Here is a 26,450-nt window from a genome sequence, read left to right as displayed (position 1 = left end):
CCTCACCGGGGGGTGCCTGGGTCATCGGGCGCGCTCAGCCCTTGACGGCGCCGGCCGACATGCCGGTGACGAGGTTGCGCTGGATGATCATGAAGAACACCACCACCGGCAGCGAGAACAGCGTCGCTGCGGCCATCTGTCCGCCGTAGTCGGTGCCGAGTTCGCCGCCCACCGACACGGTGAACGAGTTCAGCCAGACGGGGAGGGTGTAGTTCGCCTGGTCCTTCATGAAGGTGAACGCGACGATGTAGTCGTTCCACGCGGCGATGAACGCGAAGACGCTGCTCGATACGATGCCCGGCATGACGAGCGGGAACAGCACCTTCGTGAGCACCTGCCAGGTGGAGGCTCCGTCGATGCGCGCCGCCTCGTCGATCTCGATCGGGATGGCGAGGAAGAAGCCGCGCATCACCCAGATCGAGAACGGCAGCACGCTGGCGACGTACGCGAAGATCAGACCCCAGTACGTGCCGAGCAGACCCATCGAGTTGAAGATGAGGAACTGCGGAATGAGCAGGGCGGTGCCGGGCAGCATCTGCACGATGAGGATGAGCACGAGGATGGCCCGGCGTCCGCGGAACCGGAAGCGCGACAGGGCCGCCGCGGCGAAGATGCCGAGCACGATCGCGAAGATCACGGCGCCGGCGACGACGATCACCGAGTTCTGCAGGTACACGAGGAACTGACCGCTGCCGACCGCGGTGACGAAGTTGTCGAACGTGGGGGCCTCGGGGAAGAAGTGCGGGGTGCTGCTGAGCATCTCCGAGCGGGGCTTGAACGCCGTGTTGACCATCCAGTAGACGGGGAACGCCCACACGATGCAGAAGACGATCGCGATGCTGCTGCTGATCCAGGGGAGGCGCCGCAGGCGACGGGTTCGGGTGGTCATGTCAGAGGTCCTCTCCCGTGCGCACGAGCTGACGGATGTACACGGCGCTGAGCACCGCGAGGATGACGGTCGATGCGACGGCGATGGCCGACCCGGCCCCGATCTGCAGGTTTCCCGAGAACGCCGTCGTGTAGGTGAACACGCCGAGGGTCGACGTCGCCCCGTCGGGGCCGCCCTCGGAGATGAGCCAGATCTGGTTGAAGACGTTGAAGTCCCAGATGATCGACAGCATGGTGACGAGCAGGATCGTGGGGGCGATCGACGGCAGCACGACGACGCGGTAGATGCGCCATTCGGATGCTCCGTCGAGACGTGCCGCCTCCTTCAACTCGACCGCGACCTGCGTCTCGGCCGCGTACAACGTCAGGGCGATGAACGGCACCGCACCCCACACGACGAGCAACCAGATGCACACCCAGGCGAGGACGGGGTCGGAGGCCCAGTCGCGACTGGTCATGTCTCCGAAGATGCCGAGCTGCGTCAGCATCCAGTTGATCACCCCGTACTGGGGCTGGAACAGCCACGACCATACGATCGACGAGGCGACGTTCGGCATGGCCCACGCGAGGATGAGCACCACGGTGGTCACGTGGCGCAGGGCGGAGGGCAGCCGTGTCATGAGGTGCGACATGCCGGCGCCGATGGCGACGCTGCCGATCACGAGGGCGGCGGTGAACACGAGCGTGCGCAGGAGCGAGAGCCAGAACTCCCGATCGGTCAGCACGGCGGCGTACTGGTCGAAGCCCACGACGTCGAAGGCGCCCGTGAAGAGCGTGCGCTGGTTGTAGTTCGTGAACGACGTGAAGACGAGGAACCCGATCGGCAGCAGCGTGACGAACACGATCATCAGGCCGGCGGGCGTCAGCAGCCAGAAGGGCGCGGACGAGCGGGTGAGGCTGCGGGAGCGGGGCCGCGGCGCGGGGCGCGCGGGGCGGGCGGTGCGGGTGGGAGGCGTCGGCGGGGACTCCACGGAGGTGGTGACCAAGGACTCGCCTTTCGTCGGGTCGGCGGCGTGCCGCACGGCGGCAGTCGGGGTCGGAGGAGGGGATGCCGCGCGGGTCGTCCGCGCGGCATCCCCCGGTGTCACGGGGTGTTGAGCGTCTTGTCGGCGGCGGCGTCGTAGTCGGCGGCCGCGTCTTCGATGCTCTTCGACCCGGAGGCCACGGCCGAGAACAGGCTGTTGATGTCCTTGTTGCTCTCGATCGTGGTCCAGTTGGCGTTGGCGGGTGTGGCCTTCGACGTGAGAGCGGCGGTGAAGAAGCTCGACCGCACCTCGTCGAGGGTCTCCTGCGCGAACTCGATCCCCTCGACGCTGTTCGGGATCCACTTGTCGACGCCGACGACGAACTCGCGCTGGATCTCGGGGCTCGCCGCGATCTTCACCCAGTTCAGGGCCAGGTCGGCGTGCTTCGACTTGGCGGGCACCGCCCAGTCGGATCCGCCAAGCATGACCGGCTGCAGGTCGCCGGAGATGCCGGGGAAGGGGAAGGTGCCGAGATCCGCCTCGAGCGCCGGGTTGATCTTCAGGATCGCGGCGGTGTTGGTGTTCAGGATCGCGGACGTCTTGCCGTCGGCGAAGAGCTGGCTCTGGTTCGGCTCGAAGACATCGAGGGTCGCCGAGGCCGAGGTCGAGTACGAGTTCTGGAAGGTCTGGAACGCCTCGAGCCCCTCCTGCGCCTCGTCGGAGGAGAAGCCGGACGCCCACTCCCCGTCCTTCTGGGAGGCGATGTCGCCGCCCGCGTCCCAGACGAACTGCATGCCGGCGTAGAAATACTGGCCGGGCAGGTAGAACGCCGAGAAGTCGGGAGTCTGCGCGTTGGCGGCCTTGACCTTGTCGAGTGCAGCCGTCAGCTCGTCGTAGGTCTTCGGGGCCTCGGTGACGCCGGCATCCGCCCACATCTTCTTGTTGTAGATGACCGCCCTGGCGCCGGCGAAGCCGGGCACTCCGTAGAGGCTGCCGTCGACCGTGGCGGGGTCGACCAGGCCGTCGAGCCAGGTCTGGTCCTGGGCGAGATCGTCCTGGTACGGCGTGAGGTCGAGCAGCCCGCCGTTCGCCGCGTAGCTGGCGATCTGGGTGTTGCCGACGTCGAGCACGTCCGGAGGGGTGTCGGTGGCGAGCGCCGTGGTGATCTTGGTGGTGATGCCGTCCCACGTCTGCGACTGCACGCTGACCTCGGCCCCGGTGAGCTCGGTGAACTTGGCGTTGATCGCGTCGAGGGTCTCGGCGCTGTAGTCGTTCTGCATCACCCAGACGGTGATCTTCTCACCCGCCCCGTCGACCTCGGGCACCTTGCCGTCGCTGGGCGCTGCCGCGTTGCCGCCGGCCGATCCCGAGCACGCGGTCAGTGCGAGAGCCGTGGCGATACCCATCGCCCCGATCGCCGTCATTTTCCTGATTGCCACTTAACTCTCCTTGGTAGGTGGGATTACCGCGAACGATACGTCGATGTGTCGTACGCCGAAGTTAGTACACATCTGTTGCATATCGCTTGTCAATGATTATGTTGGCAAATGTACAACTGTTATATTTCCGCGTGATGACGGCTCTGTTGCCGGGTGTACCGCACCTGGAGGCGGGAAATTAGGTCACTTTGTTTACTAACTATTAGGTCATGAAACCAACTAATTCGCGACCTTTCGAATAGCCCAGGAGAACACACGAAAATGCCCACGCTTCTACCCCGACCTCAGACCTCGAAAACCACACCCGGGGAATTCGCGCTGGCCAGCGATACCCGTCTCTCGACCCACCCCGACCTGCTCGAACCGGCGCTCCGGCTCCAGGAGAGGCTGCGCGCCGCGACGGGCTTCGTCCTGCCGATCACGATCGGCGGGGCGGACGCACCCGACTCCGAAGGCGACGCCCCGTGCATCCGCCTCGACGTCGACCCGACGCTCGCGCCCGAAGGGTTCACGCTCGAGACGACCCCGCACTCCGCGGTACTGGCGGCATCCACGCCCCGCGGCGGGCACTGGTCGGTCCAGGCCCTGCTGCAACTCCTCCCCGCCGCGGTTTACCGTCGCTCCCCCGCGAGCGACACACGCTGGACGGCGCCGCTCGTGCAGCTCGACGACGAACCCAAGTTCCCGTGGCGCGGCGCGATGCTCGACGTGGTCCGGCACTTCGCCCCGACGCGCGACGTGCTGCGCTTCATCGACCTGCTGGCCATGCATCGCCTCAACACGCTGCACCTGCACCTCACCGACGACCAGGGGTGGCGCGTCGAGATCGCCCGGTACCCGCGGCTGACCGAGGTCGGCGGCTGGCGACCCGAGACCCAGCTGGGCGCCGCCCACGGCTCCGCCGCCGACGGCCGACCGCACGGCGGCTTTTACACGCAGGACGACATCCGCGAGATCGTCGCGTACGCCGCCGCCCGGGGCATCACGGTCGTGCCCGAGATCGAGTTGCCCGGCCATGCGCAGGCGGCCGTCGCCGCGTATCCCGAACTCGGCGTGGGCGACGCCGCCCCCACGACGCCGTGGACCCTGTGGGGTGTGAACCCCGTCATCTTCAACGTCGAGGAGTCGACCATCGACTTCCTCTGCGGGGTGCTCGACGAGGTGATCGAGCTGTTCCCCTCCGAGTACATCTGCATCGGCGGCGATGAATGCCCGAAGGTGCAGTGGGTCGAAGACGCGCGCACCCAGGAGCGCATGCGCGAACTGGGCGTGCACGACGAGGAAGAGCTGCAGAGCTGGTTCGTCGGTCGCATCGGCCAGCATCTCGCCTCGCGCGGGCGCAAGCTGCTCGGCTGGGACGAGATCCTCGAGGGAGGTCTGGCCGACGGGGCGTCGGTGCTCTCCTGGCGCGGCCGGGTGGGAGCGCTCGGGGCCGCCCGCGCCGGACACGACGTCGTGGCCTGCCCCGAAGACACGGTCTACCTCGACTACCGCGAGTCAGACCTCGCGTCGGAGCCGATCCCGACCGGCACGGTGACGACGCTCGAGAAGGCATACTCGTTCGACCCCGTTCCGGCCGAGCTCGACGCCGACGAAGCGCGGCACGTGCTCGGCGGCCAGGCCAATCTCTGGACCGAGCACATCGACTCGATGCGGGTGCTCGACTATCGCGCGTTCCCCCGTCTGGCTGCGGTCGCCGAAGCCCTGTGGACGCGGGGGGAGCGCGACTTCGCCGAGTTCGCGCCCCGTCTGACCGAGCACCTCGCCCGCCTCGACGCCGCCGGGGTCGAGTACCGGCGGGCCGATGGGCCCCGTCCGTGGCAGGAACGCCCGGGCGTCAGCGGACGCACCCGATCGGTGGAGGAGGCTGCGGCGCACCTCGCCCGGATCACCGCGAACATCAGCTAGACGCGAGCGGGCGCGCGGGATCTCGCAGATCTGCCGCATCTCGCAGGGAAGAGGCCCGTTCCCTGCGAGATCGTGCAGATCTGCGAGATCGATGGGGTCGCGGTCAGTCGGCGGGGAGGGTGAAGGGGTTGTCGCCGGCCTCGGCGAGCAGGAACCAGGCGGTCGCGCCGGTGTGCAGGCTGGCGTAGTAGAGGTCGCCGAACCCCGAGTCGAGGCCGTCGGTCGAGGTGGCGGTGATGCCCTTGCCGTCGCCGTTCGGCTCGTCGCGCTGACCGAGACGGATGCTCGCCAGCAGCGACTCGGCCTCATCGGCATCGCCGGGCTGGGCGCGCAGCTTGAGGGCGAGGGCGAGGTGCCCTGCACCCTCGAACCAGACCTTCGACACGTCGACGTCGCTGATGCCGGGGCCGAGGTACGGGCCGTCGGTGGCGATGAGGTGCGCGAGGGTCCAGTCGAGTGCCGTGGAGTACCGCGGGTCGCCCATGGCGAGCGCGCTCCAGGTCTGCGCATCGAGCGGGATGGGGCGGGTGTTCACCGTGCTGCCGTCGTTCAGGGTGCCGGTGTCGACGTGTCCGTCGGCGCTCTGCATCGCGGTGACGAAGTCGGCCGCGACCGTGGCCCGCTCCGCCCACACCTGGTCGCCGGTGAGCTGGGCGAGCTGCGTGAAGAAGCCGGCGATGTCGCTGTTGTGCTCGGTGGACTTCCACTCGAGCGAGACACCGGCATCCGTCTGTCCGCCGGTATACCCGTAAGGAGCCCGCACCATGTCGGCCGTGTTCGTCTGAATCCAGTTCGCGATGCGCAGCGCGCCGTCGAGATAGCGCTGGTCGCCGGTGGCGTGGAAGAGCCGGGTCAGGGCGAGGCCGGCCCAGGCCTGGTTGCCGGTGAAGGTGCCGGGCCCGGTGATGACCATGCGCCCCTCGCGGATGCCGTGCGGCTCGTAGTGGGTGCGCACGCGCCCGTCGCCGATCGGGTCGTTGGCCTGCACGAACAGCAACGCCTCGCCGATCGACTCGGCGCGGCGGATGTCGTCGGGCAGGCCGCGCGCCGTGTAGGCGATGACGACGAGCGCGTCGTCGTAGACGAACGACGGAGTGAAGTCCCACGTGGGGGTGGTGAAGAAGCCGCCCTCGTAGCTGCGCGGCAGGCACATGCCGTCGTCGTCGCAGAACTGGTCGATGCGCGCGTCGAGGAACTCGTAGGCGCGCGCGATCGAGACCGTGCGGTCGGGGGCCCCGGTCGGCGGAACCGGGTCGTCGGCGGCCTCGGCGCTGATCGAGGCCGTCGCCGCACTGCCGGCGAACACGGCTGAGGCCACGAGAACGGCAGCGACAACCCATCCGGCGGCACGGCGCGGAGAACGGGACATGGCAACCTCGCAGGAGATGTGGGAGGTCGGCAAGACAGCGCCGCCCCCCGGTCGTGCCACGATCTTCGCATCTCTAACCCGCTCAGTGGAAGGGGTTTGGGAGGGATATTTCCTCTCGTTTACGAGTCGTTCGTGCTGCGGGATCACTTTCGCACGCAGAACGGCCCTCGGAGGTGGAATTTTGATCCCGCACCCGCGGAGGGCGGGAACGATGTAAGCGTTTGCATTAGGGTGGGGGCATGACTCAGCTCGAACAGTTCGCCGCGCCCGGTTCCGAGTGGTGGCGCAGCGCCGTCATCTACCAGATCTACCCGCGCTCCTTCGCCGACGCCTCGGGCGACGGCATCGGCGACCTCCCCGGGATCACGGCCCGCCTCGACTCGCTGAAGGACCTCGGCGTCGACGCGATCTGGCTGAGCCCGTTCATGACCAGCCCGCAGCGCGACGCGGGCTACGACGTCGCCGACTACCGCGACGTCGATCCCCTGTTCGGCACCCTCGCCGACTTCGACACCATGCTCGCCGAGGCGCATGCCCGGGGCATCCGCGTGATCGTCGACCTGGTGCCGAACCACTCCTCCGACCAGCACGAGTGGTTCCAGCAGGCGCTGAAGGCCGGCCCCGGCAGCCCCGAGCGCGCCCGCTACATCTTCCGCGACGGCCGCGGCGAGAACGGCGAACTGCCCCCCAACAACTGGGAGTCGGTGTTCGGCGGCGGCATGTGGCAGCGCGTGACCGAGTCGGACGGCACCCCCGGCCAGTGGTACCTGCACATCTTCGACGTGACCCAGCCCGACTTCGACTGGAACAACGAGGAGGTGCAGGAAGAGTTCCGCTCGATCCTGCGCTTCTGGCTCGACCGCGGCGTCGACGGATTCCGCGTCGACGTGGCGCACGGCATGATCAAGACCGAGGGCCTTCCCGACTACGTGCCGCCGGCGGATGCCGACTCGATGGGCGGCGGACAGGCCGACGTGCCGTACTGGGGCCAGGACGGCGTGCACGAGATCTACCGCGACTGGCACAAGGTGCTCGCCGAGTACGACGGCGACCGCGCCCTCTGCGGCGAGGCCTGGCTGCCCACCCTCGAGCGCACCGCCGAGTGGGTGCGTCCGGACGAGATGCACCAGACCTTCAACTTCCCGTACCTCATGACCCCGTGGGACGCCGAGAAGCTGCGCTCGGTCATCCGCGAGTCGCTCGACGCGTTCGGCAACGTCGGCGCCCCCAGCACCTGGGTGCTGTCGAACCACGATGTCGTGCGTCACGCGACGCGCCTGGCGCTCACCGTCGACAACCCGCAGGGTGAGGGCATCGGACCGAACACCCCGGGCAAGCCCGACCCGGTCGTCGGCCGCGCCCGCGGTCGCGCCGCGACGGCGCTCATGCTCGCTCTCCCCGGATCGGCGTACATCTACCAGGGCGAGGAACTGGGTCTGCCCGAGGCGATGGAGATCCCCGACGAGTTCCGTCAGGACCCCACCTGGTTCCGCACGAACGGCGAGCGGTACGGACGCGACGGATGCCGCGTGCCCCTGCCCTGGGACGCGGATGCCCCCGCCTACGGTTTCAACGAGACCGGCCGGTCGTGGCTGCCGCAGCCGTCGGAGTGGGCGCAGTTCGCCCGCTCGACGGAAGAGGCCGACCCGACCTCGACGCTCGCGCTCTACAAGGAGCTGCTGGTGAAGCGCCGCGAGTTCGGTTTCGCGACGGGATCGCTCGTCTGGGAGGACGCCGGAGCGGATGCGGTCGCCTTCCGCCGCGGTGACGTGCACGTGCTCGTGAACCTGGGTTCCGCGCCGCTCCCCCTGCCTGCTGACGCGACGATCGTGCTGGCCAGCCAGCCGGTCGAGGGGTCGGAGCTGCCGGTCGACACCGCCGTCTGGTACACCCGGGGCTGAGGCCGATGCCGGGGCGGCGCGCGTCGTCCCGGCATCCGCCACCCGCCACCCGCATCCGACGTCCGGAGAGGCACGACATGACGAGCATCGACGACGTGGCCCGCCGCGCGGGCGTCTCGACGGCGACCGTGTCGCGCACGCTGAGCGGAGGGGCCGCGGTGTCTCCCGCCACCCGCGCGCGGGTGATCGAGGCGGCTGACGCTCTGGGCTACGTGGTGTCGTCGCGGGCATCCAGCCTCGCCTCCGGGCGCACGCGCACGGTCGGGGTGATCGTGCCCTACCTCGACCGGTGGTTCTTCAGCACCGTGCTGTCGGGCGTCTCGACGGCCCTCATGCGCGCCGGCTACGACATCAGCCTCTACAACATCACCCCCGACCGCGAGGTGCGGCGGCACGTGTTCGACACGTTCCTGCGCCGACAGGGGGTGGATGCCGTGATCGCCGTGTCGATCGAGCTCGACGACGACGAGACGCGGCGGCTGCTCGATCTCGGTCTGCCGGTCATCGCGATCGGCGGTCCGCATCCCGGCCTCGACACCCTCACCGTCGACGAGATCGGCATCGCCCGTCTCGCGACCGAGCATCTCGTCTCCCGCGGGCACCGCGACATCGCGTACATCGGCGCCGGAGCCGAGTTCGACACCGACTTCCACGTGCCCACCAACCGGCGCCGCGGGTTCGAGCAGGTGCTCGCGGCCGCCGGCATCCCCCTCGATCCGGCGCGGGTGCTCGTCGCCGACTTCACGATCCAGGGCGGGCACCGGGCGGCGACCGCACTGCTGAGCGCCGAGGGGCCGCGGCCGACGGCGATCTTCGCGGCATCCGATGAGATGGCCATCGGGGCGATTCTCGCCGCGCGGGAGCTGGGCATCCGCGTGCCCGAGGACCTCGCGGTCATCGGCATCGACGGGCATGAGCTGGGCGCGATCTTCGACCTCACCACGGTCGACCAGTTCCCCTTGCAGCAGGGCGAGCGCGCCGCCGCCGCCGTGCTCGCGCGCCTGGGCGAGGCGGAGCCGCCCGCCGCCGCGTCGCCCTTCGTGCTCACCGAGCGCGGCTCGACCGCCGGTTCCTGAGCGCTTCTGGGGTTTCCCGTCGCACGAGTGGCTCGTCTGAGCCCTCAGAGCAGCCGTTCGCGCGACCGGAACGGTGCCGACGGGACCGTCAGGGCTGGGGCGGGAGGGAGTGGAAGCGGCGGTCGACGTAGACGAGCGGGCGTCCCTGCGGGCCCGCGAGGACGTCGAGCACCTCGGCGATGACGACGCTCGACGTGCCGACGGGCACGACTTGCAGGGCGCGGCTGCGCAGGGCGAACCGGGCGGCGGGCAGGTAGGGCTCGCCGGTGGGCAGCGTGCTCCAGCCCTGCTCGGGGGTGAAGCGCTCCGACCCGCTGACCGCGAACCGCTGGGCGAGTTCGGAGTGGTCGTCGTCGATGAGGTGCACGACGAACGAGTCGGCCGAGAGGAGCCCCCCGGCACTGCCGGTCGCGCGAGTGACGGAGAAGACGATCGCGGCGGGGTCGACGGCGACGGATGCGACGCTCGACGCGGTCAGCCCCACCGGCCCCTCGGAGGTCGAGGCCGTGATGATGGCCACCCCGGCGGGATGGGTGCGGAAGGCCGCCTTGAGACCCTCGCCGACCGCGCTCGGCACCGGAGCTCCGGATGCGGGGGGCACCGCATCGCCCGATGCGCCCGCGGCGGACGTCGGGACGGTCGGTGCATCGGATGCGGCGCGGGAGGTGTCGGCGGTCACTCTGCACCCTCGGCCTGGGGCGGGAGGGCGGCGATGATCGGATGATCGTGAGCGATCACGCCCACCTTCGCCGCACCACCGGGAGAGCCGATCTCGTCGAAGAACTCCACATTCGCCTTGTAGTAGTCCTGCCACTCATCGGGCAGATCATCCTCGTAGTAGATCGCCTCGACCGGGCACACCGGCTCGCACGCCCCGCAATCCACGCACTCGTCGGGGTGGATGTACAGCGACCGCTCCCCCTCGTAGATGCAGTCGACAGGACACTCGTCGATGCACGCACGATCCTTCACATCGACACAGGGCAGAGCGATCACATAGGTCATGGGGGAATCCTCCGGGTCAGCGTCTCACGCTAAAACCTCAAGTACACTTTAGGTCAAATCCGCAGGCGGGGGCTTGCGGTCCGAGCATCCGCAGCGAACGGGGAGGGCGCCGATGACCTCGCACGCCGACTCACCCGACGCACCCGACGCCGCGAGCCCCGACGAACCGCTCACGATCGGCGAGATGACGCGCCGCACGGGGGTGGCGGCATCCGCCCTGCATTTCTACGAGTCGCTCGGACTCATCGCCTCGACCCGCACCTCGGGCAACCAGCGGCGGTACCCGCGGCACATGATCCGGCGGGTATCGCTGATCTCCGTGGCGAAGCGCCTCGGTATCCCGCTGTCCGACGTGCAGAGCGCCTTCGCCGACGTGCCCCTCACCGAGACCCCCACCCACGACGAGTGGCAGCGCGCCTCGCGGCGGTGGAAGCGCGAGCTCGAGAAGCGCCGCGAGGGCATCGAGCGTCTGGAGCGCGAGCTGACCGGATGCATCGGTTGCGGCTGCCTGTCGATGAAGGCGTGCAGTCTGCTCAACCCCGACGACGCGCTGGGCAGCAAGGGCGCGGGTCCGCAGCGACTGCAGGGCGACCCGCTCGCCGAGTGACGCCTGCGGGCGAGCCCGCATGACCCCGTGTTGCAGTCCGACGTGCAGGGCGGATGCCCGGGGCCATAGCGTCGCGGAAGAGCCCCGGGCGCCGTCGCGGCCGGGTCGAGAGACATCCGCGAGCAGAGAGCAGAGCATGAGCGCCTACTTCGACAGCGAAGCCGACAAGACCTACACGAAGGTCTACAAGGAGCACACCCCCGACATCCTCGCGGCGTTCGCGGCGTTCGACAGTGCGGTGTTCGCTCCCGACGAGTCGCGGGCGATCCCGCTCAAGTACCGCGAGCTCATCGCGCTGGCGGTCGGCATCACCACGCAGTGCGTCTACTGCATCGACGCGCACTCCCAGAAGGCCGTCGCCGCCGGCGCCGACGAGGCCGAGTTGGCCGAGGCCGCGTGGGTCGCGACGGCCATCCGCGCCGGGGGCGGCTTCGCGCACGGGCGTCTCGCGTTCAAGCTCGCCGACCCCGCGCACGACCACCAGCACTGATCCGACGCGCATGTCCGACGACCTGCTCGCGCTCACGTCCGTCGCCGACGTCGGCATCGGCGGCCGGAACGTCGCCGCCATCGATGACGTCATCGCCCGGATCGCCACCGCATCCGCTGCCCGCGACCGCGACGGCGACCCCGAGCGGGGCCTGCGCGCCAATGTGCGCGCGCTCGCGTCGCTGGGCCTCACCGCCGCCCGTCTTCCGGTGGAGGCGGGCGGAGCGGGGCTGAGCTACCCGCAGCTCGTCGATCTGCAGATCCTCCTTGCGCGCGCCGACGCGAACGTGACCCAGAGCATGCGCACGCACTTCACCGCGAGCGACCGCGCCGCCCGGGCGATCGCCCGCCGCGAGGCGGATGCCGCGACCGACGAGCTCGCCGCCGAGATCGGCGCCGGCCGCCTCTTCGCGGGGGCCACCACCGAAGGCACCGGGGAGGTCGGAATCGTGGGCACGACCCTGCGGGCCGATCGCGACGGCATCCTGCGTCTGAACGGCCGCAAGGCCTACGCGACCGGCACCGGCTACGCCGACTGGATCCAGGTGCTCGCGTCCGACGACGACGGTCGGCATCTGGTGGCCGTGGTGCGGGCGGATGCCGACGGCATCACCCGGCACGACGACTGGCACGGGGTCGGCCAGCGCCTCACCACCTCCGGCACGGTCGAGTTCACCGACGTCGCCGTCGACCCCGCGCGCGTGCGCGCCGGCGAAGCACCGGGGGCCGATCGGCCGGGGTCGCTCGACGCCGTGCTGCAACTCACCCATCTCGCGACCCTCGCGGGGATCGCGCTGCGCGTGCGAGACGACGCCGTCGCCTGGCTGCGCGGTCGCACCCGCACGTTCAGCCACGCATCGCACGCAGTGCCCGCCGACGACCCGCAGCTGCAGGAACGCATCGGCACGCTCGAGGGCCTCGCGCAGGCGGTCGTCGCCTCCGTGCGCGCCGCGGCTGCGGTGCTCGGCACCGACCTCGACCGACCTCGCGACGCGCAGACGGGCGACGGGCACCTCGCCGTCACCCGCGCACAGGTCACCGTGCCCGCGCTCGTGCTGCAGGCCGCGCAGAGCGTGTTCGACCTCGGCGGCGGATCGCTCGTCGACGCGCGCCTCGGCCTCGACCGGCACTGGCGCAACGCCCGCACGCTCAGCAATCACAACCCCGTGCATCTCAAGGCGCGGGCGCTCGGCGAGCGTGCACTGGGGGGCGGCGACCTGCCCGCCATCTGGTACGTCGGCAGCGCGGGCGCGCCGGCTACGGGGGCGGCAGAACTTCGCAGTTCTGCAGAATCTCAGACGGTTCGCCCCCAACAGCTGCGAGATTCTGCAGATCTGCGAGATTCCGAGGAGGTCCTCCGATGACCCGGCCTGTGGTGCTCGGCGCCAACGTGTACGACTACGGGACGGATGCAGGCGCATGGCGCGCGCCGGGCGAAGATCCGCGGCGCGTGTTCGGTGCCGACTTCTGGCGCGACGCCGCGCGCACCGCGGAGGATGCCGGGCTGCACGCCATCTTCCTCGCCGACACCCCGGGCCTGGCGTCGAACCCGGCGATCCGTCCGAGCCGGTTGCTGGAACCGCTCGCCGCACTCGCGACCGTCGCCGCGGAGACGGAACACCTCGGCGTCATCGCGACCGTCTCATCGAGCACGAACGACCCCGTCGAACTCGCTCGACGCCTGCTGAGCGTCAGCGCCTTCAGCGGTTCGCGGTTCGGCTGGAACGTGGTGACCGGGGTCACCGGCCCCGCGATCACCGACTTCGGCTACGACGCCGACCCCGGCCGCGAGGAGCGCTACGCCCGGGCCGAGGAGTTCGTCGCCGCCTACACCGCGTTCCTCGCCGCGGTGCAGGGAGACACCGACTACGTGCACGAGGGCGAGTACTTCGGCGACAGCATCCGTCGTGACGACCTGGGCGTCGACCCGGCGATCCGCGCCCTGCTGCCCGACGTCGCGCCGCTCGTGGTGCAGGCGGGCGGTTCGCCCCGCGGTCGCCAGCTCGCTGCGGCGAGCGCCGAGGCGGTGTTCGCCGCCGAGACCGTGAAGGAGACGGCGGTGGAGAACCGTCTCGACCTGCGCCGACGCGCGGCAGCGCTCGGGCGCCCCGCGCCGCTCGTGCTGCCCGGCATCCACCTCGTCGTCGGCTCGACCGAGGAGGAGGCGGAGCGACGGTTCGCGCTCATCCACGAACGCGGCCCCGACGGATACGTCCTCAAACGGTTCACGGCGATGTTCGGCATCGACGGCTCGCGGCTCGACCTCGACGCCCCCGCCGAGGGCGAGATCCGGCGCCTGTCGGGCGATCCCTCCGCGGCGCCGATCGGGTTCCGGAAGGCGATCGCGGCGTACGGCGCGGCGGGCGATCTCACGGTGCGCGAGCTGCTGCGGTACTTCGCGGGGTTCGGGCATCAGCTCTTCGTCGGCTCGCCCGAGCGGCTGGTCGACATCATGACCGACTGGGTGGATGCCGGCGCCGCCGACGGATTCAACCTGCTCTTCGACACCAATCCGTGGGGACTGCGGGAGTTCGCCGAGCACGTCACGCCGGTGCTGCGCCAGCGCGGGCTGCTCACCCGCCCCGGCGACGAACCGTTCACCGCCTGGCTGAGAGGACTGCGCCGATGACCCGTCTGCTGCGCGTCGATGACGCGACCCTTGCTGGCTTCGCTGTACGCGCAGGTTCGGGGCGCGATGCCCGTGCCGCGCTCGGCGCCGAACTCGATGCAGCGACCGACGTGCTGCTGTTGGGCGACCTCGACGGGCCGGGGCCCGATCGCACGGCCGCGGCGGCCGCGCTGCTCGCCATCACCCGGCGGGTCGTGGTGGTGCCGATCGTCGGTGCGCGACAGCATCCGATCAACCTGGCCCGCACGATCGCCACCCTCTCGAACCTGCACGAGCGGCGGGTCGGCCTGGCCGCGACATCGGCTGCGGTGCTGGCGCTCATCTCGCGACTCTTCGAGACGTGGCCGCTGGATGCGGTGGCCCGCGACACCGGCGCCGAGGTGTTCGTCGACGATTCACGCATCGTGCGGATCGACGACCCGGAGTTCCCGTCGATCGGCGGGCCGCTGACCGTGCCCGTCGACGTGTTGGACAAGCCGGTGACGGTGCTGCTGTCATCGACGGGGTCGGTGGGCCCGGGAGTGGACATCGTGCTCGATGCCGCCTCTCTCCCCGTGTGGGTCGCGGGAACGCGCCTCGAGGCCTCGGACGATGCGGGCGAATCCGCGGCGGGAGGCGCACGAGCGGTGTTCGGTGTCGGAGCATCCGTCGCCTTCGCCACCGGCACGCCCGCGTTCGCCGGCCCAGGGCGCCTCACCCAGGTCTGACGCCGCTGCACCATCTCGCAGATCTGCAGAATCTCGGATGCTCCGCCCCCAGGGTCTGCGAGATCGTGCAGATCTGCGAGCCCGCGCGAGCCGCTACGGCCTCCGGAAGCGCTCCAGCACCCCGCCCTGGCCGTACTCGCGGCGGAAGATGCCGCGGCGCTGCAGCTCGGGCACGACCTGATCGACGAAGTCCTCCAAGCCGGAGGGGAAGAGGTCGAGCATGATGTTGAAGCCGTCGGCCGATCCTGCCCGGAACCACTCCTCCATCGTGTCGGCGATCTGCTCGGGCGTCCCGGCGAGGAACCGCTGCCCGTAACCGCCGAAGTCGCGCAGCAGGCGGCGGATCGTGGGCTGCTCGGCGCGAATCCGGGCGATCAGCACCCGACGGTACGCCGCCGACCACCCGGCATCCTGCGCCTCCGCATCGGCCAGCACGCTCTCGGGCACCGGCGCATCGAGGTCGAGCCCCGAGAAGTCGGCGCCGAGCGCCTTCGACAGCTCGTTGAGGCTGTAGGTGGCGGGGGCGAGGTGCTCCCAGTGGTCGAACCGGTCCCACGCCTCCTGCTCGGTGCTGCCGATCACCACGGCGAGCCCGGGGAACACGCGCACGTCGTCGGCCGACCGCCCCGCCTCCACCGCGTACGAGCGGATCTTCTGCCGGTGCTCGGCCGCTGAGACCGGATCGTGGTCGACCGAGTACACGCCGTCGGCGACGAGGCCGGCCAGGCGCCACCCCGGCTCCGATCCGCCGGCCTGCACGATCGCCGGGCGGTCCGGAACGAGCGCCTCCATCTCGAGCCCGGCGCGCACCACGAATGAACCGTCGTGCTCCACGACCTCCGACGTTCCGGCGGTCGCCCACAGCCGCTTCACGACCGAGACGAATTCCTCGGCGCGGGCGTACCGCACCTCGCGTTCGGGAACCTCGGTGAGACCGAAGTTGCGCATGGCCTCGACGTCCCAGCTGGTGACGGCGTTCCACGCGAAGCGCCCCTGCGTGGCGGTGTGCAGAGCCCACAGGCGGCGCGCGAGTTCGACCGGTTCGTTGAGCGTGGTGGATGCCGTCGCGACGAAGCCCAGGTGCTCGGTCGCCGCGGCCATCGCGGGCACGAGCACCCCGGGGTCGAGGTACTGCACCGGGCGGCTGCGCGGGTCGGTGATCGCGGGGCGGTCGGCGAGGAAGATCGCATCGACCAGCCCGCGCTCGGCGATGCGGGCCACATTCTGCCAGTGGGCGAGGTCGACGATCGCGTCGGGGCGGATGTCGGGCGAGCGCCAGGCCGCCGGCCGCTGGCCGACTCCGAGCACGTTGATGTTGACCGTGAGCAGGCGGTTCTCGTCGCTCATGACGCCTCCGTCTCGCTGCCGCGCTCGAAGCGGGCGGATGCTCCGGGGAGCTCGTACAGGGCCGGCGCGGGTAGCCGCAGCCGGGCGCGCAGGGTCTGCGGGGATGCACCGGCGTCGGCATCCGCGACGACCGGCAGGGAACCGGCGATCGCGAGCACCCCGTCGAGGTCGCGCGCCGCGTAGGTGGTCGCGAGCGGGTGCCCCGAGGCATCCGCATACGGCAGCACCCACGCACCGTCGCGCACCAGGAGGTCGACATATCGGTGCACGTCGTCGAACCGACGCGACGACACGAACACCGGCAGCTGCTGCGGGCTGCTGGGCACGTTCAGCGGGCCCGCCGTCGGGTAGGCACCGGCCGCGTTGATGCGACGGATCTGCTCGGTCTGCGCGAAGTGCGGGGCGTCGGCATCCGCGGCGATCGACTCGCGGGGCCAGCTGCTCAGCAGCTGCTGCACCACGCGGATGCGGTCGCGCTCGGCCTCGCTCTCGTCGTCGCCGTCGTCGAGCACCCAGGCGGTGCGTCCACCGGAGAGCTGCTCGAGTGAGGCGATGCGGCGGGCGAGGTTGTAGGGGTGCCCGGTGTCGTCGAGGTCGCCGGTGCCGACCGCGAACCAGGCCGAGGGCAGGCGGTGCAGCAGCGTGGCGATCGCGACCGCGGGGTCGAAGTGCGCCCCCGGGCGCTCGTCGAATTGGAGCAGCACCGGCTCGCGCCCCGCGAATGCGTCGGCCACGGTGTCGAGCGACCGCGGGTCGGCGGTGAGGCGGCCGGCGAGCGCGGCATCGATGCGCACGACGGTCAGCGGACGGATGCCCTCGGCGATCGCGCGCGACACGGCGACTTCGCGTTCGGCCGGCTCGGCGATGCGGTCGATCGCGTAGATCTCACGGTCGGCGATCGCGCGGAGGCGGTGCAGCACCGGGTTGTGGGTCGAGAGCGTCTGCGCGTTGCGCCAGAACCGGTCGAGCCGCAGCGTGCTGCGCAGGTTCTGCGCCTCGGCCGGCTCGTCGAGCAGCGCCGGCAGGGTCATCAGCCGGTCGGCCGCTTCGATCACCTGCGGAACGATGGTCGCCTGCGCCTGGAACACCGCGTTCACGGCGTCGTCGGCGAGGGTCTCGGCATGCTGCTGCTGACCGATGATGGCCTGGTGCGCGATCTCGCTGAGGCGGCCGATCTCGCCGAGCGAGGCGCGCGCCGAGGCGACGAGCGCGCTGATGCGGCCGTACCCCTCGAGCACGAGGATCGGCGAACCCCCGTGGGAGCGGTCGACCCGGTCGATGAGGTCGGCGGCCGCGGCGCGCGCACCCTCGCCGATGCCGACCAGCACGGCGAGCAGGATCATCTGCTGCCACCCCGGCGTGCCGAGGTGCTGCGTCTGCCACGGGGCGACGTCGTCGGGGTCGACCGGGGCTCCGTCGAGCACAGTGGTGCCGCTCGCGGTGGCGCGCTGGCCGAAGCCGGTCCAGTCGTCGAGCAGCGTGACGCCCGGCGAGTCCTTCGGGAGCGCCGCGATGACGAGCTCGTCCGCGTCGTCGACCGCGCTGTATTCGAGCCAGTCGGCGTATCGGCTCCCCGTCGAGTAGAACTTGCGGCCGGTGAGACGCGGGATGCCCGTCTCGGTCGAGAGGCGGGTGGTGAACACGCGGGGGCCCGAACCGTCGGCCTCGGTCCATCCGCCGCCGATGATCGCCCCCGCCGCGATGCGCGCGATCCACCGGTCGCGGAGCGGGCCCGCGGGGGTCTTGACGTGCCGTTCGGTCGCGAGCACGTGGGTGCGCCAGGCCTGGGCGAGGTTCGAGTCGGCGGCGGCGACGGCGGTGAGCGCGTCGATCAGGTCGAGGACGTCGCCGCCCAGACCGCCTTCGGCGGCGGGTACGCGGATGCGGCCGAAACCGGCGGCGGCGAGACGGGCGAAGAAACTCTGCGGAAGCTCGGGGGCGTCGGAGATGCTCGACTGGCGGATCTCATCGAGGAGCCCCGGAACACCGGGAGTCCTCCGCGCCCAATCCAGGGAGCCGAACGGACGGGAGGTCATGGGGTCAGCGTATCCAGCGGCGGCACCCCGGCATGCTCCTGTTAACGCGCATGACGTCGGGGCGGACGCCGTTCGCTACAGTCGGAATCCCGCGGGGCCGCCCCGCGCATCCGCCGAGGAGGACCATGCCCGCCGCCGCTCCGACCGATCGCTCCCGCACCGCCGACCTGAGCGCGCCGTGGACCGACGGCGCCGGGGCCCGGGCACTGGCGCTCGTCATCGACCGGGCCGCCCTGATCGCCGAAGTGACCGAGACGGGCGCCGCGCAGACCGCCGCGCGCACCCGACGGCAGCAGCACGGCAACACCGAGCAGGCGGCCGACGACCCCCAGTTCCTGCGCGTTCTTGCCGACGCTGCGGCCCGTTCGGCCGTCGCGACCGCGGTCGCCGATTCGCTGTTGCGGCGCGTGGCGGAGGGCACGGCATCCGTCGACGAGGCCGAACTGCTCGCCGCGGGTCTCGCCCCGCTGGCGTCGGAGGCTGTGCGCTCCCTCTTCGAGACGCTCGGTGCCTCGGCGACGCTGACGGAGCACGGCCTGCACCACTTCTGGACCCGCCTCCACGCCCTCGAGGCCCGCTAGCCCCTCACCCACCTCCCGCTCCCCTCCCTTACTCCCGCTCCCGTCGCATTTTCTGTCGCCTAGCCGCGCGCCGAGCGACAGAAAATGCGACCGGAATCGAGGGGGTGCGGCGGGGTCAGGCGGGCACCGACTCCAGGTGACGGAGCACCGCGGCGAGCGCGGAGTCGAGGTCGGCGATCAGGTCGTCGACCGTCTCGATACCCACCGACAGTCGCACGAGTCCGTCGTCGATCCCCAACTGCGCCCGCAGCTCCGGCGTGAACGACAGGTGGGTGGTCGTCGCGGGATGCAGCACCATCGACCGCACGTCTCCGATGTTCGTCATGCGGCTGAACACCCGCAGGCTGTCGATGAAGACCTCCGCCCCCGCCCGCCCGCCGCGCACCGTCACCGCGAAGACCGACCCGCTGCGGCCCCCGAGCGCACGCTGAGCGATCTCGTGCTGCGGATGCCCCGGCAGGCCGGCGTAGTCGACGTACTCGACCGCCGCATGCCCCGCGAGGAACTCGGCGATGGCCTGCGAGTTCGACACGTGCCGTTCCATGCGCAGCGACAGCGTCTCGATGCCCTGCTGCAGCAGGAACGCGTGCAGCGGTGAGAGGGCCGGCCCGAGGTCGTTGACGATGCCGCCGCGCACGAACTGCTCGTAGGCGCGACGTCCGTGCGTCGCGAGCGCGCTGGGCACGCCGGGCGCCGGCGACTCGGTGATGCCCGCGTAGGAGCGGGGGCTGCCGGCCCAGTCGAACGTCCCGCCGTCGACGATGACCCCCGAGATCGCCGCGCCGTGCCCGGTGAGGAACTTGGTTCCCGAGTGCACGACGATGTGCGCACCCTGCTCGATCGGACGCACGAGGTACGGGGTGCCGATCGTGTTGTCGACGATGAGTGGCAGGCCGTGGCGCTCGGCAATGCGGGCCACCGCGGCGATGTCGACGACGTCGTTCTTGGGGTTGGGGATCGTCTCGGTGAAGATCGCCTTCGTGTCGGGGCCGATGGCCGCCTCCCACTGGGCCTCGTCGCTGGGGTCGAAGACGTAGTCGACGCCGACGCCGAAGCGGGCGAACGAGCGCCCGAACAGGATGCGCGTGCCGCTGTAGATGCTGGCGGTCGAGACGAACCGGTCGCCGTTGCCGACGATCGAGAGGAGGGCCGCACTGATCGCCGCCTGCCCGGAGGCCACGACGATCGCCCCCACTCCGCCCTCGAGCGCGGCGATGCGCCGCTCGGCGACGCCGTTCGTCGGATTGAGGTTGCGCGAGTAGATCTGACCGTCCTCGCCCCCGAACCGGCGCGTGCTCTCGTCGAACGAGTCGAACCGGAAGGCCGCGCTCAGGTGGATGGGGGCGACGCGGGAGCCGTAGGCGGGCTCCTCGACCTCCCCGGCGTGCACCTGCCGCGTGTCGAACCCGAACCCGGTCCAGTCGTACACGGGCGGGAGCACGTCGTGCGGCACGGATTCGGGACGGATGCCTTCGCTCATGCTCCCGACGGTAGAGACTGCTCCGCTCGGGCGCGCGGTCGCCCGTCACGAGAGGTCACAGTCGGCGGCGGGGCACACCTCCGCCCTAGCGGGGCGAGACCGCCCGGCTCACCCCGACGCGCTCCAGCTGACGCACGAGCCGGGCGGACAACAGCGCTCCGGCCGCCGTCGCGACCACCCGGGCGAGCAGCGTGAGCCCGAGGATCACCGGGCCGAGGTGCTCCGCCGACATCACGGGCAGCGAGACCGCGAAGAGGGCCGCCCCCACGACGACACCGCTCACCAGGCTGTCGCGGCGCTCCGTCCAGCGTCGGCGCTGCGCCGCGCGAAGCACGAGGTCGAACAGCACTCCAGCGGTCATCAGGGGCACCGCGAGCAGCCAGCCGAGCGGGGTGAACGGCGCACAGACCAGTGCCGTGATGCCTGCCGCCAGCGTCGCTCCCCACGCCAGGCCCGTGAACCGGCGCGCCGCGAAGAGGAGGAACGTCTGGGTGCAGGCGACGAGCGCGTAGACCGGGGGGAACCAGGCCGCGAGACGTCCGAGTACGGGCATGAGCACGACGATGACGATGACCTGCAGCGCGGCGAACGCGGCGACCTGGAGCAGAGCGCGGGTGGTCGACCGGCGCGCACCGTGGGGAGAGGTGGGGCCGCCGGACATGGCTCGATCCTACGGCGACGGCGGCTCTCTCGAGCGCGCCTCGGCCCGCCGACGGCACCTCGCCGACGGCCGCGCCCGCGACGGACTCAGACCCTCGCGGGCTCCGTCGCGCGGGCGAGCAGACCGCCGAGGTGCCGCGCGATCTGGCGCGGACCCGAGACCGCGGCACCCGCCTCGACATCCGGGTTGTAGTTCGTGTTCGTGTTGACGTCGTACGTCACCAGACGCCCGTCGACCGTCTCGATGAACTCGATCCCGGCGATGGCGATGCCGGCGTCGGCGAGGAACGTCCGGTACTTCTGCACCAGCGGATGCTGCGCCACGACCTCCTCGCGCACACGGAACAGCGGCTCGGGCTCGACGCCGTCGGCGCCGGGCAGCGCGCAGGCCTCGGCCGGGCACAGCTCGAAGCTGCCCGCGCTCGTGTCGACCCGCACCGCATAGACGAACTCACCACCGGCGAACTCGACCCGTGTGACGAAGGGCGCCGCGGCGAACAGGTTCTCCTGCAGCAGTGTGATGCCGTCGGGCGAGGGCTCGAACTCCGGGCCGGCGACCCAGGCGTCGAACTCCTCGTGGCTCTCGTGGCGACGCACCCCGAGCCCCTTGCCGCCCTGGTTGTGCTTGCTGATGAAGGGGGCCGTGAACTCCCGGGCGCGCTCCGTCAACGCCGCAGTGCCGAACACGGCGACCGTGCGCGGAACGTCGATGCCGGCGCGCTGCAGCGCGGCGTGCTGGGCCGCCTTGCTGACCTCGAGCTCGAGCACCCCGCTCCCGTTCACGACCGTCCGTCCGGCGGCTTCGAGCCACCGCAGCACCGCACGCCCGTACTCCTTCGAGTGGGCGTGGTCGCGCGTGTGCGCCGACGCGCTGAGCCGCGACCAGAACACGCCCTGCGGGGGCTCGGACGTGAGGTCGATCGACCCCTCCGTGAGCAGCCACTCCTGCGCCGGCACCCCCTCGGCCTCGAAGGCGGCGGCGAACGGCGGGAACCATTCGGCGTTCTCGTGGATCACGTACACGCGGGGTTCGGCAGTCATCCCCTCACGCTAGAACAGCGTGCCGACGCACGGGCGTCCGCTGAGATGCGGCGTAATGCGGAGCATCCGTCGCGCGCCGCAGCCGTCTCAGCGCCGCAGCCGTCCCAGCGCTGCAGCCCTCTCAGCGCCGCAGCCGATCGATCTGGAAGAGCCGCTGCAGCTCGTCCCGACTCGTGACCCCGAGCTTGGTGTACGCGTGGCGCATGTGGGTCTTGACGGTGTTGATGCTCACGTGATGCGCGTCCGAGATCTCGGAGTTCGAGAGGCCCGCGAGCGCGGCCTGCACGACGGCGGCCTCCCGATGGGTGAGGGCGTCGCTCCCGGCGATCGTCGCCCCGCCCGCCAACGCCTCCAGACGATCGGCCACCTCGCCGTCGCCGCGTTCGCGGGCATCCGTCGCGAGCACCGCGCGCACCTCCGCCGACGCGAACGCCCAGGACTGGTGGCAGAGGTTCCACGCCGACAGATCGCCGACCCGGCGGATCAGCTCGTCGCGCTCCTCCCCCTCGACGCCGTCGGCGGCGATCAGCAGAGCAGCGACGAGGATGCGCGGGCGGGCACTCGACACGTGCAGCAGCGGGGCGATGGCCCGGGCCGCGTCAGCCGCCCGTCCGCGTCGGGCCAGCATGCGCGCGTGCAGCACGGCCTGCATCTGCCGCACGAGACTCGAACCGGCATCGACCGGTTCCTCGCCGAGCATCCGCTCCGCCTCATCGGCCCGGCCCATGAGGCGCAGCAGCAGCGAGCGGATGACCACCGCGAACTCCGAGCCGAGAGGGTTGTAGGCGTGCTCATCGGTGAGCGTGCCGACGAACGCGTCGAACTCGGCGAGCAGCGCACGCGCCGATGCCTCGTCGTCGGGGGTGATGTAGGCGCGCACCGCGAAATACGGGGCCCAATAGTCGAGCCCTTCGCGGATGTCGACGCCGAGCAGCACGACCCGCGCCGCGTCGACCTCGAGGCGCTCGACGTACAGGATCGCCTCGGCCAGAGTGCCGGGGGTGCGTGCGGTGGCGGCCCACCACGCATCGTCCGGGATGCGGGGACGTTTGAGCAGCCACGCCGTGGCCTCGCGCCCCCGCCCGTGCAGGGCGTGGATGAGCGCGACCCCACCTGCCGCCCGTGCGGCTGCCATGTGGTTGCCCACGGTGCCCGCCCAGTCGTAGCTCAGCGCGAACTGCTCGGCGGCCGTGTCGAAGCGGTTGACCAGCTGGAAGGCCAGCGCCCAGTGATAGTGGAACTCGGGCAGCGCGGTATCGAGGGTCGGCACGATGTGCGCGGGGGTGTCGGTCAGCAGCGCCACGGCCCTCTCGGCGGCGGCGACCGCCTCGAGGTACCGGCCCTCCACCCGCGCGACCCGCACCTCGTTCGTGATCTCGGCGAGCAGGTCGAGGGCATCCTGCGCGGGCGTGTCGCCGACGTCGTCGAGGCGATCGGCAGCCTCGCGATGCAGGATGCGCCGCAGGTACTCCTCCGCGAACCGGAGGCGGGAGTTCGCCTCGACCACGTCCGGCGGGATCGACACGAGCAGATCGAGGAGGTCATCCGGATGCACCTGGAACAACTCGCTCCACTGCACCCGCAGCAGATCGAGGAACCGCGGCCAGTCGCCGTCGTCGCGGGCATCGCCGAACAGCCCGATGAGGTCGCGCAGGCTCGCCTCTGACATCGCCGCCTCCCTCTCCCTCGAGCGTCGACGCGTCCAGTGTCGCAGACGTGCGGGAGGGGAGGGCGCTCGGCGCGCGAACGTTCGCCGCCGCGGCGTGGTCATTCGGGTGTGGTCATCACGGCGGGAGCGTCGAACCACGGCGATCTGCAGGCACCGCGGCGACGTGCAGGCACGATTCAGCGGATGCCGCCCGCATCCCACCCCCGCGCCTGCATTCCGCACCCCACCCGCCGCGAACGCTCACCGCGAAGGCCGCCCCCACGGCCCGCCGGATAGGCTCGGGCCATGACGATCGATCTCGAAGCGCTCTACGTCGACCTGCACCAGCACCCCGAGCTCTCCTTCCAGGAGACCCGCACGGCCGGCATCGCCGCCGGCCACCTGCGCGACCTCGGACTCGACGTGCACGAGGGCATCGGTGTCACCGGGGTCGTCGGCATCCTGCGCAACGGTGACGGCCCGGTGGTGTGGGTGCGGGCCGACATGGATGCTCTGCCCGTGGGCGAGCTGACCGGTCTGCCGTACGCCAGCACCGCCACCGGGGTCGACCCGGCGGGGAACACCGTGCCGGTCATGCACGCGTGCGGTCATGACATGCACGTGACCGCGATGATCGGCGCCGTCGAGAAGCTCGTGTCCGAGCGCGCCGACTGGGCGGGCACCCTCGTCGTCCTCATCCAGCCCGCCGAGGAGTACGGAGCCGGCTCGCGGGCCATGCTCGACGGCGGTCTGCTCGACCTCGCGCCGAAGCCCGACATCGTGCTCGGCCAGCACGTCACTCCCCTGCCCGCTGGGACGATCGGCGTGCGCTCCGGAACGCAGATGGCCGCCTCCGACGGCATCACCGTCACCCTGCACGGACGCGGCGGCCACGGTTCGCGCCCGCACTCGACCGTCGACCCAATCGTGATGGCGGCGGCGACCGTGATGCGCCTGCAGACGATCGCGTCGCGCGAGGTCGACCCGCGCGACGTCGCCGTCGTCACCGTCGGATCGATCCACGCCGGTTTGAAGAACAACATCATCCCGGCCGAGGCGAAGCTCGAACTCAGCCTGCGGTACCCGAACGACGAGATGCGCGCCCGGGTGCTGGCGAGCGTCGAGCGGATCGTGCGGGCGGAGGCCGCGGCATCCGGTGCCGAGCGCGAGCCCGAGTTCCACACCGTGCACACCCTGCCGCCCACCATCAACGACGTCGAGGCGACGGCCCGCGTGACGCGCGCCATCCAGGCGGCCGTTGGCGAGGGTTCGGTCGTCGACCCCGGCATGTTCACGGGCAGCGAGGACGTGTCGTGGTTCGCCCGCGACACCGGCGCCCCGCTCGTGTTCTGGTTCTGGGGCGGCGTCGACCCGGCCGCGTTCGCCGCCGCACTCGAGGCCGGCACGATCGACCGCGACGTGCCGACGAACCACTCCCCCTACTTCGCCCCGGTGGTCCACCCGACCATCGAGGTCGGCGTCACCGCGATGTCGGCCGCCGCGCGCGAGTTCCTCGCCTGAGCCGCAGCGCCGCCTAGATCGCCGGTCGGGCGCCCGGTCAGCCGCCGATAGCGTTCATTCCGCGGGCCGGCTGCAGGAAGGACGGGTCGTCGATCGCGTGTCCCGGCAGCTTGCCGAGGATGCAGGACCGCAGCAGGTCGGCGATCGCGTCGTCGCGCTGACCCGGAACGGATGCCTCGCCCCGCAGCAGCCCGGTGAGGTCGTACTCGTCGTTCGAGAAGAGGCAGTTGCGCAGCTGTCCGTCTGCGGTCAGCCGCAACCGGTCGCAGGCGCCGCAGAAGGGGGCGGTGACCGAGGCGATCACGCCGACCTCGTGCGGGCCGCCGTCGATGCGCCACTTCTCCGCCGGTGCGCCGCCACGGCCGGGAACCGGGTCGAGCGTCCATCGCTCGCTCAGTGCGGCGAGGATCTCCTCCCGCGTGACCATGGTCTCGCGGTCCCACGTGTGGCCGGCGTCGAGGGGCATCTGCTCGATGAAGCGCAGCTGCGCGCCGGACTCCATCGCGAAGGCCACGAGGTCGGCGAGTTCGTCGTCGTTGACGCCGCGCATGGCGACGGCGTTGAGCTTGAGCGGGCGCAGGGCGGATGCCGCGGCGGCCGCGATGCCCTCGAACACGTCGTCGAGCCGGTCACGGCGGGTGAGGTCGGCGAACTTCTGCCGGTCGATCGTGTCGATGCTGATGTTGAGGCGGGTCAGCCCCGCATCGATGAGCGCGGGGAGTTTCTGCGCGAGCGAGATGCCGTTCGTCGTCATGGCGACCTCGACGGGCCCGTCGTCACCCTCGATGAGGGCGATGCGCCGCACGACGTCGACGATGTCGGGGCGCAGCAGCGGCTCACCCCCGGTGAGTCGGAACGTGCGGATGCCGAGCGACGCCGCGACGCGCGCGACCTCGACGATCTCGTCGGTGGAGAGGATGCTCGTGCGGGCGAGCCACTCGTTGCCCTGCTCCGGCATGCAGTAGGTGCAGCGCAGCGAGCAGCGGTCGGTCAGCGAGATGCGGAGGTCGCGGTGCACGCGGCCGTGCGTGTCGACGAGCCCGCGGACCGACGGATCGGTCACCATCCGCGCCGTGTCGCCAGCGGCTGCGGTCGCGGGGCGACGGCCGATCACGACCGGCACGGCCGTCATCGCGTCCCCTCGATCCCCATC

Annotated in this window: 23 protein-coding genes; 10 read left to right on the top strand and 13 right to left on the bottom strand. The window is 71.0% G+C overall.

The features are described from left to right. Positions 1-34: 34 nt before the first annotated feature. The 3 genes from RWS82_RS09000 to RWS82_RS08990 form a co-directional block, all read right to left on the bottom strand. Complete coding sequence (locus RWS82_RS09000; RefSeq protein WP_314649063.1) at positions 35-889, bottom strand: carbohydrate ABC transporter permease; 855 nt, start codon at positions 887-889, stop codon at positions 35-37. Between the two features lies 1 nt (position 890). Beyond that, positions 891-1,874 carry a sugar ABC transporter permease gene (locus RWS82_RS08995; RefSeq protein ID WP_314649060.1) on the bottom strand — a complete coding sequence of 328 codons (984 nt, stop codon included), beginning with the start codon at positions 1,872-1,874 and terminating at the stop codon, positions 891-893. A 98-nt stretch (positions 1,875-1,972) separates the two neighbouring features. Beyond that, positions 1,973-3,292, bottom strand: a complete 1,320-nt coding sequence (locus RWS82_RS08990) for an extracellular solute-binding protein (RefSeq protein ID WP_314649057.1) — start codon at positions 3,290-3,292, stop codon at positions 1,973-1,975. A gap of 261 nt (positions 3,293-3,553) precedes the next feature. On the opposite strand from RWS82_RS08990, the gene RWS82_RS08985 reads away from it, so the two are divergent. Continuing rightward, positions 3,554-5,200 (top strand): beta-N-acetylhexosaminidase, encoded by a 1,647-nt coding sequence (locus RWS82_RS08985; RefSeq protein ID WP_314649054.1) that lies wholly within the window; start codon positions 3,554-3,556, stop codon positions 5,198-5,200. A gap of 103 nt (positions 5,201-5,303) precedes the next feature. On the opposite strand, the gene RWS82_RS08980 is transcribed toward RWS82_RS08985, so the two are convergent. Beyond that, positions 5,304-6,569, bottom strand: a complete 1,266-nt coding sequence (locus RWS82_RS08980) for a hypothetical protein (protein WP_314649052.1) — start codon at positions 6,567-6,569, stop codon at positions 5,304-5,306. A 239-nt stretch (positions 6,570-6,808) separates the two neighbouring features. Here RWS82_RS08980 and RWS82_RS08975 point away from each other — a divergent pair, with 239 nt between their 5' ends. Next, entirely contained in the window at positions 6,809-8,470 is a 1,662-nt protein-coding gene (locus tag RWS82_RS08975) for a glycoside hydrolase family 13 protein (protein WP_314649049.1), read from the top strand. Positions 8,471-8,547: 77 nt separating this feature from the next. After that, positions 8,548-9,546, top strand: a complete 999-nt coding sequence (locus tag RWS82_RS08970; RefSeq protein ID WP_314649047.1) for a LacI family DNA-binding transcriptional regulator — start codon at positions 8,548-8,550, stop codon at positions 9,544-9,546. 88 nt (positions 9,547-9,634) lie between these two features. Here RWS82_RS08970 and RWS82_RS08965 read toward each other — a convergent pair whose 3' ends face one another. Both RWS82_RS08965 and fdxA read right to left on the bottom strand, forming a co-directional pair. Beyond that, positions 9,635-10,123 carry a flavin reductase family protein gene (locus RWS82_RS08965; protein ID WP_400190082.1) on the bottom strand — a complete coding sequence of 163 codons (489 nt, stop codon included), beginning with the start codon at positions 10,121-10,123 and terminating at the stop codon, positions 9,635-9,637. 98 nt (positions 10,124-10,221) lie between these two features. After that, complete coding sequence (fdxA, locus tag RWS82_RS08960) at positions 10,222-10,551, bottom strand: ferredoxin (protein WP_314649044.1); 330 nt, start codon at positions 10,549-10,551, stop codon at positions 10,222-10,224. A gap of 112 nt (positions 10,552-10,663) precedes the next feature. Between fdxA and soxR the strand changes: the two genes are divergently transcribed. From soxR to RWS82_RS08935, 5 genes are all read left to right on the top strand, one after another. Further along, the gene (gene soxR, locus RWS82_RS08955; RefSeq protein ID WP_314649043.1) at positions 10,664-11,158 is read left to right on the top strand and encodes a redox-sensitive transcriptional activator SoxR; all 495 of its coding nucleotides are present in this window, start codon (positions 10,664-10,666) and stop codon (positions 11,156-11,158) included. 136 nt (positions 11,159-11,294) lie between these two features. Beyond that, the gene (locus RWS82_RS08950; RefSeq protein ID WP_314649040.1) at positions 11,295-11,648 is read left to right on the top strand and encodes a carboxymuconolactone decarboxylase family protein; all 354 of its coding nucleotides are present in this window, start codon (positions 11,295-11,297) and stop codon (positions 11,646-11,648) included. A gap of 10 nt (positions 11,649-11,658) precedes the next feature. Next, entirely contained in the window at positions 11,659-13,011 is a 1,353-nt protein-coding gene (locus RWS82_RS08945) for an acyl-CoA dehydrogenase family protein (protein WP_314649038.1), read from the top strand. After that, the gene (locus tag RWS82_RS08940) at positions 13,008-14,276 is read left to right on the top strand and encodes an LLM class flavin-dependent oxidoreductase (RefSeq protein ID WP_314649036.1); all 1,269 of its coding nucleotides are present in this window, start codon (positions 13,008-13,010) and stop codon (positions 14,274-14,276) included. Before RWS82_RS08945 ends, RWS82_RS08940 begins: the two co-directional genes overlap by 4 nt. Next, the gene (locus RWS82_RS08935) at positions 14,273-14,983 is read left to right on the top strand and encodes a hypothetical protein (RefSeq protein ID WP_314649034.1); all 711 of its coding nucleotides are present in this window, start codon (positions 14,273-14,275) and stop codon (positions 14,981-14,983) included. The genes RWS82_RS08940 and RWS82_RS08935 overlap by 4 nt, the downstream gene beginning before the upstream one ends. A gap of 93 nt (positions 14,984-15,076) precedes the next feature. Here RWS82_RS08935 and RWS82_RS08930 read toward each other — a convergent pair whose 3' ends face one another. Continuing rightward, positions 15,077-16,330: an LLM class flavin-dependent oxidoreductase gene (locus tag RWS82_RS08930; RefSeq protein WP_314649033.1), complete on the bottom strand. Its 1,254-nt coding sequence runs from the start codon at positions 16,328-16,330 to the stop codon at positions 15,077-15,079. Then, positions 16,327-18,366, bottom strand: a complete 2,040-nt coding sequence (locus RWS82_RS08925; protein ID WP_314649031.1) for a hypothetical protein — start codon at positions 18,364-18,366, stop codon at positions 16,327-16,329. The genes RWS82_RS08930 and RWS82_RS08925 overlap by 4 nt, the downstream gene beginning before the upstream one ends. A 125-nt stretch (positions 18,367-18,491) precedes the next feature. Here RWS82_RS08925 and RWS82_RS08920 point away from each other — a divergent pair, with 125 nt between their 5' ends. Continuing rightward, entirely contained in the window at positions 18,492-18,947 is a 456-nt protein-coding gene (locus RWS82_RS08920) for a hypothetical protein (protein WP_314649029.1), read from the top strand. A 115-nt stretch (positions 18,948-19,062) separates the two neighbouring features. Here the strand turns inward: RWS82_RS08920 and RWS82_RS08915 are convergent, their stop codons facing one another. The 4 genes from RWS82_RS08915 to RWS82_RS08900 form a co-directional block, all read right to left on the bottom strand. Further along, the gene (locus RWS82_RS08915; protein ID WP_314649027.1) at positions 19,063-20,427 is read right to left on the bottom strand and encodes a PLP-dependent transferase; all 1,365 of its coding nucleotides are present in this window, start codon (positions 20,425-20,427) and stop codon (positions 19,063-19,065) included. A gap of 85 nt (positions 20,428-20,512) precedes the next feature. After that, positions 20,513-21,088 carry a hypothetical protein gene (locus tag RWS82_RS08910; protein WP_314649025.1) on the bottom strand — a complete coding sequence of 192 codons (576 nt, stop codon included), beginning with the start codon at positions 21,086-21,088 and terminating at the stop codon, positions 20,513-20,515. An 86-nt stretch (positions 21,089-21,174) separates the two neighbouring features. After that, positions 21,175-22,128 (bottom strand): alpha-L-glutamate ligase, encoded by a 954-nt coding sequence (locus tag RWS82_RS08905; RefSeq protein WP_314649023.1) that lies wholly within the window; start codon positions 22,126-22,128, stop codon positions 21,175-21,177. A gap of 121 nt (positions 22,129-22,249) precedes the next feature. Next, a complete protein-coding gene (locus RWS82_RS08900; protein ID WP_314649020.1) occupies positions 22,250-23,797 on the bottom strand; it encodes a helix-turn-helix transcriptional regulator in 1,548 nt (515 codons plus the stop codon). 285 nt (positions 23,798-24,082) lie between these two features. On the opposite strand from RWS82_RS08900, the gene RWS82_RS08895 reads away from it, so the two are divergent. Beyond that, positions 24,083-25,297 carry an amidohydrolase gene (locus tag RWS82_RS08895; RefSeq protein ID WP_314649019.1) on the top strand — a complete coding sequence of 405 codons (1,215 nt, stop codon included), beginning with the start codon at positions 24,083-24,085 and terminating at the stop codon, positions 25,295-25,297. 37 nt (positions 25,298-25,334) lie between these two features. Here RWS82_RS08895 and moaA read toward each other — a convergent pair whose 3' ends face one another. Beyond that, on the bottom strand, positions 25,335-26,429 hold the full coding sequence (moaA, locus tag RWS82_RS08890; RefSeq protein ID WP_314649017.1) for a GTP 3',8-cyclase MoaA: 1,095 nt from the start codon (positions 26,427-26,429) through the stop codon (positions 25,335-25,337). Positions 26,430-26,450: the final 21 nt, after the last annotated feature.

Source organism: uncultured Microbacterium sp. (assembly GCF_963528945.1).
Taxonomy (GTDB): domain Bacteria; phylum Actinomycetota; class Actinomycetes; order Actinomycetales; family Microbacteriaceae; genus Microbacterium.
Note: the sequence above shows the minus strand (reverse complement) of the source record. Positions and strands in the feature narration are given on the sequence as shown.

What these genes read in the sequence shown, in the direction of transcription:
- moaA (WP_314649017.1), bottom strand. Translation starts at nt 26,429, where the DNA reads ATGACGGCCGTGCCGGTCGTGATCGGCCGTCGCCCCGCGACCGCAGCC.
- RWS82_RS08915 (WP_314649027.1), bottom strand. Translation starts at nt 20,427, where the DNA reads ATGAGCGAAGGCATCCGTCCCGAATCCGTGCCGCACGACGTGCTCCCG.
- RWS82_RS08895 (WP_314649019.1), top strand. Translation starts at nt 24,083, where the DNA reads ATGACGATCGATCTCGAAGCGCTCTACGTCGACCTGCACCAGCACCCC.
- soxR (WP_314649043.1), top strand. Translation starts at nt 10,664, where the DNA reads ATGACCTCGCACGCCGACTCACCCGACGCACCCGACGCCGCGAGCCCC.
- RWS82_RS09000 (WP_314649063.1), bottom strand. Translation starts at nt 889, where the DNA reads ATGACCACCCGAACCCGTCGCCTGCGGCGCCTCCCCTGGATCAGCAGC.
- RWS82_RS08980 (WP_314649052.1), bottom strand. Translation starts at nt 6,569, where the DNA reads ATGTCCCGTTCTCCGCGCCGTGCCGCCGGATGGGTTGTCGCTGCCGTT.
- RWS82_RS08945 (WP_314649038.1), top strand. Translation starts at nt 11,659, where the DNA reads ATGTCCGACGACCTGCTCGCGCTCACGTCCGTCGCCGACGTCGGCATC.
- RWS82_RS08920 (WP_314649029.1), top strand. Translation starts at nt 18,492, where the DNA reads ATGCCCGCCGCCGCTCCGACCGATCGCTCCCGCACCGCCGACCTGAGC.
- RWS82_RS08940 (WP_314649036.1), top strand. Translation starts at nt 13,008, where the DNA reads ATGACCCGGCCTGTGGTGCTCGGCGCCAACGTGTACGACTACGGGACG.
- RWS82_RS08935 (WP_314649034.1), top strand. Translation starts at nt 14,273, where the DNA reads ATGACCCGTCTGCTGCGCGTCGATGACGCGACCCTTGCTGGCTTCGCT.
- RWS82_RS08985 (WP_314649054.1), top strand. Translation starts at nt 3,554, where the DNA reads ATGCCCACGCTTCTACCCCGACCTCAGACCTCGAAAACCACACCCGGG.
- RWS82_RS08950 (WP_314649040.1), top strand. Translation starts at nt 11,295, where the DNA reads ATGAGCGCCTACTTCGACAGCGAAGCCGACAAGACCTACACGAAGGTC.
- RWS82_RS08900 (WP_314649020.1), bottom strand. Translation starts at nt 23,797, where the DNA reads ATGTCAGAGGCGAGCCTGCGCGACCTCATCGGGCTGTTCGGCGATGCC.
- RWS82_RS08930 (WP_314649033.1), bottom strand. Translation starts at nt 16,330, where the DNA reads ATGAGCGACGAGAACCGCCTGCTCACGGTCAACATCAACGTGCTCGGA.
- RWS82_RS08975 (WP_314649049.1), top strand. Translation starts at nt 6,809, where the DNA reads ATGACTCAGCTCGAACAGTTCGCCGCGCCCGGTTCCGAGTGGTGGCGC.
- fdxA (WP_314649044.1), bottom strand. Translation starts at nt 10,551, where the DNA reads ATGACCTATGTGATCGCTCTGCCCTGTGTCGATGTGAAGGATCGTGCG.
- RWS82_RS08910 (WP_314649025.1), bottom strand. Translation starts at nt 21,088, where the DNA reads ATGTCCGGCGGCCCCACCTCTCCCCACGGTGCGCGCCGGTCGACCACC.
- RWS82_RS08925 (WP_314649031.1), bottom strand. Translation starts at nt 18,366, where the DNA reads ATGACCTCCCGTCCGTTCGGCTCCCTGGATTGGGCGCGGAGGACTCCC.
- RWS82_RS08970 (WP_314649047.1), top strand. Translation starts at nt 8,548, where the DNA reads ATGACGAGCATCGACGACGTGGCCCGCCGCGCGGGCGTCTCGACGGCG.
- RWS82_RS08905 (WP_314649023.1), bottom strand. Translation starts at nt 22,128, where the DNA reads ATGACTGCCGAACCCCGCGTGTACGTGATCCACGAGAACGCCGAATGG.